We start from the raw sequence: 14,280 nt of genomic DNA, 5'->3' as shown, positions 1-14,280 counted from the left end.
GGCAAGCTGGCGCCCATTTCGAGCCCATCCCGGATTGGGCCTGTCACTCTCGTGAGGAAATCCCATGTGCCCGTCTCCTTGCCCGCTGTGCGGTGCAGTCGATTCCTATGCGCTGCCGGTGGCCGGCAAGCATTACCATCGTTGCCGGTCCTGCGAGCTGGTCTGGCTGGATGGTGCCGATCATCTGGGGCCGTCAGCGGAGAAGGCAGTGTATGACGGACACGACAATCAGGTGGACGATCCCCGCTACCGCCATTTTCTGATGCGCGCCTTCGGCGAGGTGCTGAGCCGGGTGCCGCCACCGGCCAGCGGCCTCGATTTTGGCTGTGGCCCCGGGCCTGCGCTCATCGCCATGGGGCGGGAGGCGGGCTACCAGATGGCGGGTTATGACAAGTTCTATGCCGATCTTCCCGACTTGCTCACCCGCCAGTATGACTTCATCACCAGCACTGAGGTAATCGAGCATATCGCCGACCCGCGTGCAGCACTGGACGCGCTCTGGGGCTGCCTCAAGCCCGGCGGCATCCTGGTGCTGCAGACCCAGCGGGTGCTGGACGATGACCGTTTCAAAACCTGGCGCTACCGCCACGACCCGACCCACATCGTCTTTTTTGCCGAGGCATCGTTTCGTGCTCTAGCTATTCGCTGGCAGGCCGACGTCCTGTTTCCCCATGGGGATGTGGTCGTCTTCACCAAACCCTGAGCAGGGCGTTTTCATTTGGTCATGAGTTGGGCATGCTGGTGGCCTTAAACCCCGGAACGGATGCCCCTATTTCCATGTCGATCCCTCATTTGTCACTGCAAGATGCCCGCCACCTGCAGCTCGCAGCCCAGGGGCTGCTGACCCCGCGTCGTGCCAAGGCCAAGCCTGCGGATCTGCTGGCGACCATTCGGCGTATGGCGCTGCTGCAGATAGATACCATTTCAGTGGTGGCGCGCAGCCCCTATCTGGTGCTGTTCAGCCGACTGGGGCAGTACGATCCTTGCTGGCTCGAACAACTGTTGGCCGAGGGGGACATCTTCGAGTATTGGGCCCATGAGGCCTGTTTCATTCCCCGCGAGGATTACCGGCTGCTGCGTCATCGCATGCTGGATCCTGCCGCCATGGGCTGGAAGTTTTCGGCCAACTGGCTAGCCACCCATCAGCAGGAGATAGGCCAGATTATCGAGCGTATTCGCCAGCATGGCCCGGTGCGGGCCGCCGACTTTGAGCGCAAGGGGGAGAAGGGCAACGGCTGGTGGGACTGGAAGCCGGAGAAACGCCATCTTGAGGTGCTCTTTACCGCAGGCCAGCTGATGGTGCGCGAGCGGCGCAATTTCCAGCGAGTCTATGATCTCGCCGAGCGGGTCATGCCCGACTGGTGTGACGAGCGGGATTTGCCGAGCCAGGAACAGGTCCTGCGGGAAATGGTGCAGGCAAGTTGCCGCGCCCTTGGGCTGGTCAAGACCGGCTGGGTCGCCGACTACTATCGGCTGCGCCGCGGTAAATACGATGCCCTGCTCCATCAGCTGGCGGACGAGGGGGAGCTGTTGCCGGTACGGGTGGAAGGGTGGCAGCACGGCGCCTTTGTTCATGCGTCCCTCGCCGATGAGTTGGCCATGGCCCGGGCCGGCACCCTCAAGGCGACCCACACCACGGTACTGTCGCCGTTTGATCCCCTGATCTGGGATCGCAAGCGGGTCAGCGAGCTGTTCAACTTTGACTATCGCATCGAGTGCTATACCCCGGCGCCAAAGCGCCAGTATGGCTACTTCGTGTTGCCGCTGCTGCACCGTGGCAAGCTGGTGGGGCGCATGGATGCCAAGGCCCATCGCCAGCAGGGGATCTTCGAGATCAAGAGCCTCTATCTGGAAGATGGGGTGAGAGTGACCCGTACCCTGGCGCAGGATTTGGCCAGAGCGCTGCAAAAGCTGGCCGACTGGCATCAGACGCCGGCTCTGCAATACGGCGTCATTCCCGCGCCCCTGTTGGCGCTGTGGCGTGACACAGGCAGGTCTGAGACATGAGGGGACTGGCCGACTGAACTAAGCTGCAAAGGTAGTCAAGGAGGGGGCAATGAACCGAACAATCTTGCTGTTGATGGGGCTGGGAGCCGGCAGTCTGGCTCAGGCGGCCGAACCGCAGGTGCAGATCTGCCTGGGGGAGGGGAACGAATGGGCTCCCTTTACCTATTGGGAGCGCAAGGATGGCGTACCCGATATCAGCCGACTCACTGGCTCGGCCACTACTCTGGTGCTCGAGTCCCTGAAAAAGCTGGGGATCTCATACCAGATCCGCTATCTGCCCTGGGCGCGGGTGCAGCAGGAGCTGGCGGACTATCGTCAGAACGGCCTGTGCGAGCTGACCTGGGATGCCAGCTACAAGCCGGAGCGGGCCGAATATGCCCTCTACAGCGTGCCGCTTTACTACACCCACCTCGGTTTTTTCTATCTCAAGCGCCGCTTCCCCGAGGCGCCGGATCTGCAAACGGTCAATCGCTCCCGTGTGTGCGGTGTGATTGGTTACAACTATGCCCCCTATGGCTTGACGCGGGAGCCCCATCTGGTCAAGCAGCTGCAGCAGGCGCTGGATATGCTGGGGCGGGATCGCTGTGATTTCTTGCCAAGTGAAATAGAACCGCTGGTGAGTGGAATTGGCCTTGGCATCTATCGGAGTGAGAGCGGCCTGCTCAACCTCTCCCTGCCCAGCCGCAAAGGCTTCTATCTGCTAGTGAGCAAGGGCTCCCCGCGCGGGTACGAACTGGTTACCCGCCTCAATCAGGTGCTGATCTCGTTTCAGGACAGCGGTTACAGCGACGAGGTGATGCGCAGCTTCCTGCCGCCGATGGAGTGAGATCCATAAAAAACCGGGCACTTGGCCCGGTTTGTCATTCAGTCAATCAATATGCGCTTACTGGAATACCAGCACCATCAGCAGACCGACGGTAATGGCAGACACCAGGAAGGCGAAGCCATAGAACACATAGTGGTGCAGCTTGGTTGTGTGGATCCCCAGATCATGCAGACCGTGGTAGATACGGTGCATGCCGTGCCAGATCGGCAGGGCGATGATCACCAGCAGTATGCAGGCACCCCACCAGGAGCTGGCGAATGCGTGGGCACGATCAAAGCTCATGGTCTCCACGTCCATGATGCCCATGGGCACCAGCAGACCTGTGATGAGGACAATCACCGGCAGCAGCATGGCAACCACCATGCCACCGGCACCAAACAATCCCCAGTAGATGGGCTCGTCAGAACGTCTCATTATTAATCTCCTCAAGCCACGATTATCAGGATCAGCAGGGATACCACCGCCAGCGCCACATACTGGGCGATAACGATCGGCTTCTCCGGCACCAGGTCTTCACCACGGAAGATGCGCATGGCCTTGGGCGCCAGGGCGAACCAGGTCTTGGCGTGAAACAGGCAGGCTGCCAGCGCAATGACGTGGAACAGGATGGCGATCGGGCTTTGCAGGGATTCCAACCAGCCGTTGAACGCTTCCTGACCCTGAACCAGACGCAGCAGACCCCACATCAGCACGACGGCATAGATGGAGACGAAGATGCTGGTGCCTTCGCGGATCATGTAACCGGTGTAGAAGGCATTCTTCAGCCACCAGTCTTTCTTCATTTCGCGGACGTAAGGCTTACGTTTGCTATTGGTGTTGTTCATGGTCTCATTCCTGATCTCAATCTGGCTTGAACATGGCGATCATGTAGTCCTTGGCACTCTCGACCTTGCCAAGCTGAATGGCTGCAGCCGGATCCACGCCCTTGGGGCAGACATCGGAGCAATAACCCACGAAAGTACAACCCCAGACGCCTTCGTCCTGGCTGATGATCTTCATCCGCTCTTTGGACGCGCTGTCACGGTTGTCGACGTTGTAGCGATAGGCCAGCGCCAGCGCCGCAGGACCGGTGAACTTCTTGTTGATGCCATACTGCGGGCAGGCGGCGTAGCACAGGCCACAGTTGATGCACATGGAGAACTGGTGATATTTCGCCATGTCGGCCGGGGTCTGGGTGTACTCGCCATCACACAGGCTGCGCGGTTCGCTCGGGATGATGTAGGGCTTGATGCTCTCCAGCTTCTCGATGAAATCGGACATGTCGACCACCAGATCGCGCTCGATCGGGAAGTTGTTGAGCGGCTCTATGGTCATCTTGCCTGGCAGATAATCGCGCAGGAAGGTCTTGCAACCCAGCTTGGGAATGCCGTTGACCATCATGCCGCAGGAGCCGCAGATCGCCATCCGGCAGGACCAGCGGAAGCTCAGGGTGGAGTCGAGCTGATCCTTGATGTATTGCAGGGCATCCAGCAGGGACATCTCTTTCAGGTAAGGCACCTGAAAGGTCTGCATCCAGGGCTCGTTGTCCTGCTCCGGGCGATAACGCAGGATTTCAATTTCGATCATCTCAGCCATTCTTCTTAGCCTCGTCTTGTTTCTCACCCTCGGAACCGTACACACGCTTGGCCGGTTGGGATTTAGTGATCTTCACATCGGAGTAATCGATGGTCGGGGCGCCTTCCTGGTTGTAGAAGGAGAGGGTGTGCTTGAGGAAGTTCACGTCATCACGCTCTTCGTAACCGTCCAGACGCTGGTGGGAACCGCGGGACTCTTTCCGGTTGAGAGCGGAGTGCGCCATGGCTTCGGCCACATCCAGCATGTAGCCCAGCTCGATGGCGTACAGCAGATCCGTGTTGAAGACAGAGGACTTGTCGTTGATCTTGACCTTTTTGTAGCGTGCCTTCAGCTCGTTGATCTTGTCGATGGTGCCTTGCATCAGCTCTTCGGTACGGTAGATACCGACACCGGCTTCCATGGACATGCCCAATTCGTTGCGGATATCGGCCGGGTTTTCGGTCCCGTCTATGTCCATCAGCGAGAGGTGCTGCTTGATCAGTTGCTCGGCCTTGGCGGCCAGCGCTTGCGTGTCGCCGTGGGCTTGGGTCTTGGCGAATTCGCCAGCGTGCTCACCCGCTACCTTGCCGAACACCACTATCTCGGACAGGGAGTTGGAGCCCAGGCGGTTAGCGCCGTGCAGACCGACGGAGGCACACTCGCCCAGGGCGTACAGACCCGGCATGCGGGTAGCACACTGACCGTTGGTCTCGATACCCCCCATGGTGTAGTGGGCAGTCGGACGTACCGGGATCGGCTCCTTGACCGGATCCACACCCACGTAGGCCTTGGCCAGCTCGCAGATGAAGGGCAGACGCTCTTTCAGATACTTCTCGCCGAGGTGGCGCAGGTCGAGGTGAACCACGTCGCCCATCGGGCCCTGGATCACGCGGCCTTTCTGCTGCTCTTGCCAGAATGCTTGGGAGAGACGGTCACGGGGACCCAGCTCCATGTGCTTGTTCTTCGGCTGGCCGACCGGGGTTTCCGGGCCCAGACCATAGTCTTGCAGATAGCGGTAGCCATCCTTGTTGACCAGAATGCCACCTTCACCGCGACAACCTTCGGTCATCAGTATGCCGGTGCCAGGCAGGCCGGTCGGGTGATATTGAACGAACTCCATGTCGCGCAATGGCACACCATGGCGGTATGCCAGGGCCATGCCGTCACCGGTGACTATGCCACCGTTGGTGTTGTAGCGGTAAACACGACCGGCGCCACCTGTAGCCAGAATGACAGACTTGGCTTGGATGAAGCGGGAGATGCCGTTCTGGATATCGAAGGTCAGGACGCCCTGCACGCGGCCATCTTCCACGATCAAGTCCATGCAGAAGTGCTCATCGAAGCGCTTGATGGTTGGATACTTGATGGAGGTCTGGAACAGGGTGTGCAGAATGTGGAAACCGGATTTGTCAGCCGCGAACCAGGTGCGGGGGATCTTCATCCCGCCGAAGCGACGTACGTTGGCTTTGCCGTCCGGCTTGCGGCTCCAGGGGCAACCCCAGTGCTCAAGTTGAACCATCTCTTTGGTGGCATTGTTGACGAAGTAGTCGACCACGTCTTGCTCACACAACCAGTCGCCACCGGATACGGTGTCGTTGAAGTGGTTTTCGAGGGAGTCATCATCACGGACAACACCGGCGGCACCGCCCTCTGCGGCCACTGTGTGGCTGCGCATCGGGTAGACCTTGGAGATCAGGGCGATCTCCAGCTCCGGGTGGGCTTCTGCTATGGCGATTGCGGCACGCAGGCCACCACCACCGGCACCGATGATGGCGACATCGGTCTTGATAATATCCACATCTGCCTCCTTAGGGATAGATTTGCTGGGCACGATTTTGCTCTATTAAAAAAATTCAGGCTTGATGCAAGTCAAACTGGTTTGTTTTAGTGCTTGGCAATGGTGAGTTTTATTAAAATCACCCCATTCCTTGGATGAAAACGCCGTAATTATCGCCATCCTTCAGTTATCGGTATCAGCCGCTGTCATTGCTATGGTTATTTTAAGCTCAGGATTATACGTAGTTTTCTTTCAAAAAAATGAGAAACACCTCTCTTTTTAGGTATTACCCATAAAGTTTTTAAGTTTTTTATCAAAAATATTTAATAAGAATTATTCACTGATTCGTGTTGGGTTGTTTGAGTTAAAAAAACTAATCCAAGTGCGGAGTGGGATTTGTCGTTTCATGACGGGGAACTGTGTCGGATGAGCATTTATTTCCGCATAGTCCAGACGGTTCATGTGGTAATAACTATTGAAACAAAAGCATTTTTTCATAAAAAAAGGGGCCTGCATGGCCCCTTTGGTTTGTGCTGATCAGATGCGGAACATGCCGACCTGATTGCTCAGTTCACCTGAAATATTTTTAAGTTGTTCAGAGAGGTTGCGTGAGCTGTCGGCATCGACTGCCAGCTCGTCGGAGACATCCTTGACCGCCTGGATGTTGCGACTGACCTCGTCGGTGACGGCACGCTGCTCCTCGGCGGCACTGGATATCTGGGTCGCCATGTCGGAGATCTGGTTGATGGAGGTGGTGATTTGCTCCAGTGCCTGAGTGGCATCGTTCGCATCTTCCACGCTGTTCTGGGCCAGCAACTGGCCTTCGTGCATGGTGCTGACAGCGCCCTGGGTATTGCGTTGCAGCGTCTCAATCATGCTGCGGATCTCGACGGTGGAGCTGTGAGTACGTTGTGACAGCACCCGCACCTCGTCGGCGACTACGGCAAAGCCACGACCCTGCTCACCCGCCCGTGCAGCCTCGATGGCGGCGTTGAGCGCCAGCAGGTTGGTCTGCTCGGCGATCCCCTGGATGGTAGAGAGGATGGTGTTGATCTCCTGGGCGTTCTTCTCCAGTTCCTGAATGATGCCGGAGGCCTGTTTGACCTGAGTGGCGAGATCCGTGATGGAACGCTGGTTGCGGGCGATGACTTGCTTGCCATGCTCACAACTGCTGGAGGAGCTGCGGGCCGCATCGGCGGTCTGCTCGGCGTTGTTGGCCACTTCCACCGCAGTAGCTGACATTTCGTGCACAGCCGTGGCGATCTGGGAGATCTCGTTTTGTTGACGTGCCAGACCCTGGTTGGCTTTCTCCGCCATGTTGTGGGAGGACTTGGCCTGATGGTTCAACTGGCCGGAGGAGTTGGAAATATCCTGCACCATCACGTGGATGCGATCGATGAAGGTGTTCACATGTTTTGCCACGACGCCCACCTCGTCTTCGCGCTCAATCTTGATGCGGCGAGTCAGGTCACCGTTGCCACGGGAGAGGTCGGCAATGGCTTCCCCCAGGGTTTTCAGCGGAGCCAGTGAACCGTTGATGGCCACATAGGAGAAACCGGCCACGATGAGAATGGTCAGCAAACCTTGCAGCAGGGCGGAGGTGACCATGCGGGAGACGGACTGATAGGCCACAGCTTCGTCCACCATCATGCCGTAATACCAGTTGGTATTCGGGATCGCGTTGAAGTCAAAGACCTCTTTCTTGCCGCTGATCACCAGCTCATTGATCATGCCATCGTGGGCCACCTGGTTGATGTAAGCCGCTGTCAACTCAGGCGCCAGACTGGTGGCGGGCTTCAGACTCAAGGAGGCATCGGGGTGGGCGATGATGGTGCCATTGCTGTCTACCAGAATGGCGTAGGTGCCTTCTGTGGTGACCGCCAGAATGTCAGAAACCAGCGAGCTGATGGAGAGGTCTCCGGCGATGACCCCCTGGGTATTGCCACGCTGGAAGGGTTCGGCAATGGTCACGATCAACTGGCCAGTGGTGACGTCTGCATAGGGTGAGGTGATGGCCAGTTTGCCCGCGGCCATTGCATCCTTGTACCAGGGGCGTTGGCGGGGATCGTAACCGGCCGGCAAGTCGGTCGGTTTACTCTGGATCATGCGCCCATCAGTGGTGCCGGCATAAACCAGGTCGAAGCCCCCCGCGTTCATGGATTGAGCCAGGTGGCTGATCGGCTCATCTTCTTTGGCGAAGGCCTCCTTGGTGGAGGTGACCATGTTGATCCTGGCATCGAGCCAGCGGGAGATCCCCTTGACGTTGGCCACCGAGCTTTCGTCAATGATATTCCATACCAGCCGCTGGGTTTCGCTGCGCAGTTGGGAGGTGTTGTACCAGACTTGCAGGCCTGTGATGACCAGGATAATGACCCCGATGGCGAGGACAAGTTTGTTCTTGATGGATAAGTTCATGTGTACATCCTTGTGAGCGTCAGTCTGCGATGTGAGGTGTTATTGTTATGAGCCAACTCTTATCGGCCAAAGTTGAACTTTTTGTATCCCGGTGCGCACTTAAATTTATAGCCTAAATCAGCGCTTAGGGATCTCCTGCCGAAGTAATGAGTCCCCTTGCTTCGAGGGCAGGAAGCGATCCGGCCGGTTGGTAAATATGCCGTCAACCCCCATGGCCGCCAGTGCGGTCAGATCGTCCCCATGATCGACCGTATAAACCAGTACTTTCAACCCGCGGTTGTGGGCATCCTGCACCAGCGCCTCATCGACGAAGTCCACATCACAGTTGAGTGACCAGGCTCCGAGCTCGGCAGCAAAGCGGGCCAGGGTGAGTGGTAGGGTAGCGGTCAGCGCCCCAAGCCGGATCTCGGGTCGCAAGGCGGCGAAACGGGCCAGTTCCGGGTGGTGGAAGGAGGAGACGACCCACTGAGCCGGTGTGAAACCCAGTTCGGCTTCGGCGCGCCGGGTCAGCAAGGCCACCTCGCTGGCAGTGTGCGCCCCTTTCAGCTCTATGTGCAGCTCGGCACGACCGGCGATGGTCGTCATCACCTGCCACAAGGTAGGGATCGACTCCCCTTGTCCGGCATCCAGACTGGCCAGATAGGCGCAAGATTGGGCTGTCAGCACGCCGCTTCCGTCAGTGCAGCGCTCGAGCCGCCGGTCGTGGAATACCCACAGCTCGCCATCGGCCTGCTGCACGTCTATTTCGATGGCTTGGGCCCCCAGTTCCAGCGCCAGCTGGATGGCCTTGAGGGTATTTTCCGGCGCCAGGCCACTGGCCCCGCGATGGGCGATGATCTGCATCATATAACTCCTTTTATGTCCCGATCAGGTGCGGCTCAGTCGAATATCGATCTGCTGGTGCGGCAGTCCCAGACCCTGCTGCTGCAGTTTCTCCAGCACCAGCGAGTGCACCTCGTGGGTGATGGGCATGCGGTGATCCATGCTGTTTACATAGAGCCGCATCTCGTAGATCAGCGCCGAATCGGTGAACTCGATCAGGAATACTTCGGGGGTGGGGGTCTCCAGCACTAGAGTGGAGGCCTTGATCGAATCTTCCAGTATGGTCTGTATCCGTTTGGGGTCCTGAGTCAGGCCGATGCGGATGCGCAGTTTGACCCGGGTGATGGAATCAGAGAGCGACCAGTTGATGAACTGCTCCGTGATAAAGGCCTTGTTGGGAACAATGATCTCCTTGCGATCCCAGTCCACTATGGTGGTGGCGCGGGTCTTGATCTTGGTCACTGTGCCGGTCAGCTCGCGGATGGTGACAGTGTCGCCGAGCCGGATCGGCTTCTCGAACAGTATGATGAGGCCGGAGACGAAGTTGGCGAAGATCTCCTGCAGGCCGAAACCCAGGCCGACGGAGAGGGCTGCCACCATCCACTGCGCCTTGGACCAGTCGATACCAAGAATGGAGAAGCCGCTGAGCGCCCCCACGACCAGCACTATGTACTTGGTGACAGTGGTGATGGCAAACCCTGTGCCCGGCGACAGGCTCAGGTGCTGGAGCAGGGTCAGCTCCATCAGGCCCGGCAGGTTGCGGGCAGTGACCACCGTCAGTATGAAAGTGAATGCCGTCAGCATCAGATCCTGCAGTGTGATGGGGGAGAGCTGCTCTATGCCGCCAATCTTGCTGGTGACCTGCCACACTTCGATGCTGCGCAGGAAGCTGAACGCCGAGTTGAGCTCGGACCACTGCACCACCAACAGCATGGTGAATCCCAGCATCAGCAGGGTGCGCACCAGCCCCAACGACTGGGCACTGATGGTGTCCAAATCCAGCTCGGTATCTTCCACCACGTCCGGTATCTCGGAGCTGAGCTCGTCGTTCCCCTCTTCCCGGCCGCGTTGGGCCAGTATCTCGGCCCGTTTGCTCTTGGCCCGATCGAAGGCGAGACGGCGGCGCTGGATCAGCATCCAGCGGTGGGCCAGATAGTAGATGAGCAGGCAGCCGAGCCCCATCAGCAGGCTGAGCTCCAGCTGACGCAGCAGGATGCGGGAGGTGTAGAAGTAGCCGAGCAGGGAGCCGATCACCGCCAGCAGGGGGGCCAGCATCAGGCTGTTCCAGATGAAGTGGTGCAGCAGGTGGGGCTTGCTCATGTCGGCCTGACCCCAGGTCAGCGGCAGTCGCTCCCGGTTGAGGCGGGCAAAGAACAGCAGCAACCAGAGGGCGCCAACGATGAACGCCATCCGGCCGAGGGAGTCATAGAAAGCGTGTTCCTGATAGCTGTTGGCCATGCCCTGCACGAAAAAGCTGGGAATGATCACCAGCAGCAGGGTGCGAAACTGGCTCCACACCTTTTGTACCCACTCCTTCTGCCAGCGAAAATGCAGGATCAGTATCCCTTTTTCCAGCGTCAGGTGGCGCGCCATCAAGAGTGCCAGCAGCAGGAACCAGATTTCACTCAGACCCCGGGCGACCGCCACCGCGAAAGGGTATTGCCAGGCGCCGTCGAGCAGGCCATGCACCATCAGCACCATGGCGGGCAGAGGCAGGGAAGCGAGCAAAGAGCGCACCAGCAGGCGGCTGGTGAGGCTGAACTTGTCCTGGGTCACCTTGCCGATGCGCGGTGCTATGTGCTGACTGTAATGCGTCAGGTGGCGGGCGAGCTTGAACCAGCACCAGGCCAGCACCAGTATGCCGATACCGGCCAGGGTGAGGGTGATGGGATTGTTCTCGGCGATGGCTTGCGGCAGTTGCAGCCAGTTGGTCGGGTTGAAGGCAAGGCCGAGGGCCGCCGGAATGCCGAGCAGCACGGTCGGGGTGAGCGGACGCACATCCGGCATCCAGAACAGGTGGCTGGCGCTGAGGTCGCGGATCTCGTCGATCTTGCTGTTCTGGCGGCTGTAGAGCAGCTTGAGGCGGGTCTGCTCCTGGATCAGGCTGTCGGACGCGTCATTGAGACGGGTCAGCAGTTGCCGTCTGGCCTTGAGCAGATTGTCGAGCACCGCCTGCTGGGAGCGATCGAGCGCCACCTCGTCGGTGGCCATCAGCCGCTCGCGCATCTGGCGCGGATCCTTGAGGGCATCCTGCTCGGTTTCGTACTGGTATTTGGCCATGCGGGCGTTGACGATGGCGGACTCCAGCTTGTCGAGCGGGAAGTAGGCGGGCAGGTCGGAGAGCTTGCTGCGCAGGTTCTCGCCGTAGGCGTTGCTGATCTGCAGCCATTCCAATTGCTCCCGCACCGAATTGACCAGGTCGTTCAGGGCCGACAGGTTCTGGTCGACGGCCCTTTGATCGTCCTGCACCCGCTCTATCTGATCTTCCAGCGCGCCTAGCTGGATGGAGAGGGCCTGGTTCTGCTGTTGCTGCTCCAGCAGCAGCGGCATGTCGGAGGTGAGCTGCTTGCGCAGCCGCTCGCTTTCGGCCAGCGCCTGCTCCGTCTTGTCGCGGCGCAACTGGTTTTGCTGGTTGAGCAGGCTGGCCTGCCACTCGTCTTCATCCGTGATGGCCAGATTGAGCTCCTGCAACTTCAGCTTGCCGAGGTCGTTGCGCTGCTGGGCGGAGAGCTGCTCCAGCTCCAGCATCTGGATCCGGTCGGAGAGGCTCTGCTCCTTGAGGCGGGTGACCAGCCGCTGGGCATCTTGCTGGCGATCCGACTCGCTGCTGAAGCTGAGCCGGTCGAGCAGGGTACGGGTTTGCTGCAACTGTTTGCGCAGCTCGTCGACCCTCAGGTGGTACTCCTGGCCCGTGCTCTCCAACTGGTTGAGGCTGTCCATCACAGCCTGACGCTCCTTGCGCAGGTTGAGTTGACGGTTGCTGCTCAGGCCGATGGCCTGGCGCAGGGCTTCCTCCTTCAGGGAGGAGAGGGACGGGCGGGACTGGGGCTGGTAGTTGTGCAGGCTCTCCTTGAGGCGGGCCGACTCCTTGGGGTAATCAATCAGGATCTGCTGATAGGCCTTGGCCTGCTCACGATAGCGCTGGGCTTCCCGGGCAAACTGCAGCGCCTGTTGATAACTCTCCCGCAATTTCTGGTTTTCCGGCGTGTCCGTCTTGGGGACGCTCTGCAGCAACTCCTCTACCTGGGTGATGGCGTCATCGGCCTGAACGAGCAGGGGAAAGAGAGAGAGGGAGAGCAGCAGCAGAGAGAGCAGGCGTTGCAACATGGCGCACGTTTCCGTTCATGAGAGGTCGCCCTAGCCTAAAGCAGGGGCCGGAGCGGGTAAAGTTTTCCATATTAATGATTTGTAACATAAATAACGGGCGATCCTGGCCTTGTTTGGCTATGATTCTGGCCGTTTCTCCCTCCTTTGAGCATCTTATGTCTGCAGTCGATCTGGGCACGGCCCCACTCTCTCGCCTGTTTTTGCGCTACGTCACGCCGACCGTGGCCGCCATGCTGGTCACCGGCATCTATGTCACCATAGACGGCATCTTCGTCGGCCATATCCTGGGTCAGGACGGACTGGCGGGCATGATGCTGGCGTATCCCATCTGCGCCGTGCTCTATGCGGTGGGGGCGCTGATCGGCATGGGCTCCTCGTCGCTCGCCTCCTTCTACCTCGGCAAGGGGGAGCAGGCAACCGCACGTCACATCGTCGGCAATGCGCTGGTGATGGTGCTGATGGCCTCGGCCGTGCTCACCTTTATCGGCATTCGCTATGGTGAGGCCATGCTCTCCTGGATGGGAGCCGAGGGGGAGATCTTCAACGCCGGCATGGCCTATCTGCGCTGGTATGCCTTGCTCGGGGTATTTGCCGTGCTCTCCATGGCATTTACCGCCTTGCTGCGCAACGACGGGCGACCGGGTCTCACCACCTGGATCCTGGTCGGCGGTGGCGTGCTCAACGTGCTGCTCGACTATCTGCTGATGGCAGTCATTCCCTGGGGACTGGCGGGGGCGGCCATTGCGACCATGCTCTCTCAAGCCGTGACCGGCGGACTCTGTCTGTGGCACTTTTTCACCCCTCGCAGCCAGTTGCGTATTCGCTGGGGTACCCTGACGCCGAACTGGCGGCTGATGGGAGAGACACTGCGCCTCGGGGTATCGAGCTTTCTGATGTATCTCTACCTGTCGGTGGTGCTGGCGATGCACAACAAGGCGCTGCTGGCGGTGGGCACCTCGCTGCACGTGGCAGCCTATGGCGTCATCAGCTATAGCGAAGCCTTCTTCTATCTCATCTTCGAGGGGATCGCCATGGGCATACAGCCCATCGCCAGCTTCAACGCGGGGGCGGGCAACTGGCAACGGGTGTTGCGGGTGCGCAACCTGGCGCTGGGGGTCACCCTGTTGGTGGCACTGTGTGGCATGATCCCGCTCTATCTGTGGCCTGAGGGGGTCGTCTACCTGTTTGCCGGCGACAATGCGGCCCTCCTGCCGGTGGCGAGCCTCGGCATCTGGCTCTACTTCTGGGGCCTGCCGATGGAGGGATTGCTGTTGGTGGGGGCAACCTACTTCCAGGCCATCAACCGGGCCCGCATCGCCTCCCTGCTCACCGGCGGCAAGCTGGTGCTGATCGGCGGCTTCCTGTGGGGCTTCTCCTCCCTGTGGGGGGTATCAGGTGTCTGGCTGGCGTTGCCGACTTGCAGCACTGTGCTGGTGCTGGTGATGTGGCGCGCCATGCGCAAAGAAGCGGGATTGCACGTCCCCGCCCATTGAGCGGTGTCCCCAAAACAGATAAAGGCAGCCTTGGCTGCCTTTTCTGTTTTATCCGGTCT

The 14,280-nt window shown here is 59.3% G+C and carries 11 protein-coding genes; 4 read left to right on the top strand and 7 right to left on the bottom strand.

Going from position 1 to position 14,280, the window contains the following annotated elements; all coding sequences use genetic code 11:
* The first annotated feature begins 64 nt into the window (after window positions 1–64).
* From AACX78_RS17685 to AACX78_RS17675, 3 genes are all read left to right on the top strand, one after another.
* Window positions 65–703: a class I SAM-dependent methyltransferase gene (locus AACX78_RS17685; RefSeq protein ID WP_159166981.1), complete on the top strand. Its 639-nt coding sequence runs from the start codon at window positions 65–67 to the stop codon at window positions 701–703.
* A 74-nt stretch (window positions 704–777) separates the two neighbouring features.
* Window positions 778–2,007: a winged helix-turn-helix domain-containing protein gene (locus tag AACX78_RS17680; protein WP_159166980.1), complete on the top strand. Its 1,230-nt coding sequence runs from the start codon at window positions 778–780 to the stop codon at window positions 2,005–2,007.
* A 49-nt stretch (window positions 2,008–2,056) separates the two neighbouring features.
* Window positions 2,057–2,833: a substrate-binding periplasmic protein gene (locus AACX78_RS17675; protein WP_159166979.1), complete on the top strand. Its 777-nt coding sequence runs from the start codon at window positions 2,057–2,059 to the stop codon at window positions 2,831–2,833.
* A gap of 57 nt (window positions 2,834–2,890) precedes the next feature.
* Here the strand turns inward: AACX78_RS17675 and frdD are convergent, their stop codons facing one another.
* The 7 genes from frdD to mscM all read right to left on the bottom strand — a co-directional run bounded on the left by frdD (window position 2,891) and on the right by mscM (window position 12,728).
* Window positions 2,891–3,247: a fumarate reductase subunit FrdD gene (frdD, locus tag AACX78_RS17670; protein ID WP_021138208.1), complete on the bottom strand. Its 357-nt coding sequence runs from the start codon at window positions 3,245–3,247 to the stop codon at window positions 2,891–2,893.
* A gap of 11 nt (window positions 3,248–3,258) precedes the next feature.
* A complete protein-coding gene (locus AACX78_RS17665; protein WP_021138209.1) occupies window positions 3,259–3,657 on the bottom strand; it encodes a fumarate reductase subunit C in 399 nt (132 codons plus the stop codon).
* A gap of 16 nt (window positions 3,658–3,673) precedes the next feature.
* Window positions 3,674–4,408, bottom strand: coding sequence for a succinate dehydrogenase/fumarate reductase iron-sulfur subunit (locus AACX78_RS17660; protein WP_021138210.1), 735 nt, complete (start codon window positions 4,406–4,408; stop codon window positions 3,674–3,676).
* A complete protein-coding gene (frdA, locus tag AACX78_RS17655; protein ID WP_059111472.1) occupies window positions 4,401–6,185 on the bottom strand; it encodes a fumarate reductase (quinol) flavoprotein subunit in 1,785 nt (594 codons plus the stop codon). Before frdA ends, AACX78_RS17660 begins: the two co-directional genes overlap by 8 nt.
* 516 nt (window positions 6,186–6,701) lie before the next feature.
* Window positions 6,702–8,579, bottom strand: a complete 1,878-nt coding sequence (locus tag AACX78_RS17650; RefSeq protein ID WP_159166978.1) for a methyl-accepting chemotaxis protein — start codon at window positions 8,577–8,579, stop codon at window positions 6,702–6,704.
* Between the two features lie 117 nt (window positions 8,580–8,696).
* Window positions 8,697–9,422 carry a glycerophosphodiester phosphodiesterase gene (locus AACX78_RS17645; protein ID WP_159167558.1) on the bottom strand — a complete coding sequence of 242 codons (726 nt, stop codon included), beginning with the start codon at window positions 9,420–9,422 and terminating at the stop codon, window positions 8,697–8,699.
* Between the two features lie 24 nt (window positions 9,423–9,446).
* Complete coding sequence (gene mscM / locus AACX78_RS17640) at window positions 9,447–12,728, bottom strand: miniconductance mechanosensitive channel MscM (RefSeq protein ID WP_159166977.1); 3,282 nt, start codon at window positions 12,726–12,728, stop codon at window positions 9,447–9,449.
* 155 nt (window positions 12,729–12,883) lie between these two features.
* On the opposite strand from mscM, the gene AACX78_RS17635 reads away from it, so the two are divergent.
* Window positions 12,884–14,221: an MATE family efflux transporter gene (locus AACX78_RS17635; RefSeq protein ID WP_201302891.1), complete on the top strand. Its 1,338-nt coding sequence runs from the start codon at window positions 12,884–12,886 to the stop codon at window positions 14,219–14,221.
* Window positions 14,222–14,280 lie beyond the last annotated feature (59 nt).

It is taken from the genome of Aeromonas sp. 9A (assembly GCF_963900955.1).
GTDB classification, from domain to species: Bacteria; Pseudomonadota; Gammaproteobacteria; order Enterobacterales; family Aeromonadaceae; genus Aeromonas; species Aeromonas salmonicida.
This window is presented reverse-complemented; position numbering and strand designations above follow the sequence as displayed.

Bases quoted from the DNA above. Each gene is read 5' to 3' on its own strand.
- frdD (WP_021138208.1), bottom strand. From the start codon at position 3,247: ATGAGACGTTCTGACGAGCCCATCTACTGGGGATTGTTTGGTGCCGGT.
- AACX78_RS17665 (WP_021138209.1), bottom strand. From the start codon at position 3,657: ATGAACAACACCAATAGCAAACGTAAGCCTTACGTCCGCGAAATGAAG.
- AACX78_RS17660 (WP_021138210.1), bottom strand. From the start codon at position 4,408: ATGGCTGAGATGATCGAAATTGAAATCCTGCGTTATCGCCCGGAGCAG.
- AACX78_RS17675 (WP_159166979.1), top strand. From the start codon at position 2,057: ATGAACCGAACAATCTTGCTGTTGATGGGGCTGGGAGCCGGCAGTCTG.
- mscM (WP_159166977.1), bottom strand. From the start codon at position 12,728: ATGTTGCAACGCCTGCTCTCTCTGCTGCTGCTCTCCCTCTCTCTCTTT.
- AACX78_RS17680 (WP_159166980.1), top strand. From the start codon at position 778: ATGTCGATCCCTCATTTGTCACTGCAAGATGCCCGCCACCTGCAGCTC.
- AACX78_RS17635 (WP_201302891.1), top strand. From the start codon at position 12,884: ATGTCTGCAGTCGATCTGGGCACGGCCCCACTCTCTCGCCTGTTTTTG.
- AACX78_RS17645 (WP_159167558.1), bottom strand. From the start codon at position 9,422: ATGCAGATCATCGCCCATCGCGGGGCCAGTGGCCTGGCGCCGGAAAAT.
- AACX78_RS17650 (WP_159166978.1), bottom strand. From the start codon at position 8,579: ATGAACTTATCCATCAAGAACAAACTTGTCCTCGCCATCGGGGTCATT.
- AACX78_RS17685 (WP_159166981.1), top strand. From the start codon at position 65: ATGTGCCCGTCTCCTTGCCCGCTGTGCGGTGCAGTCGATTCCTATGCG.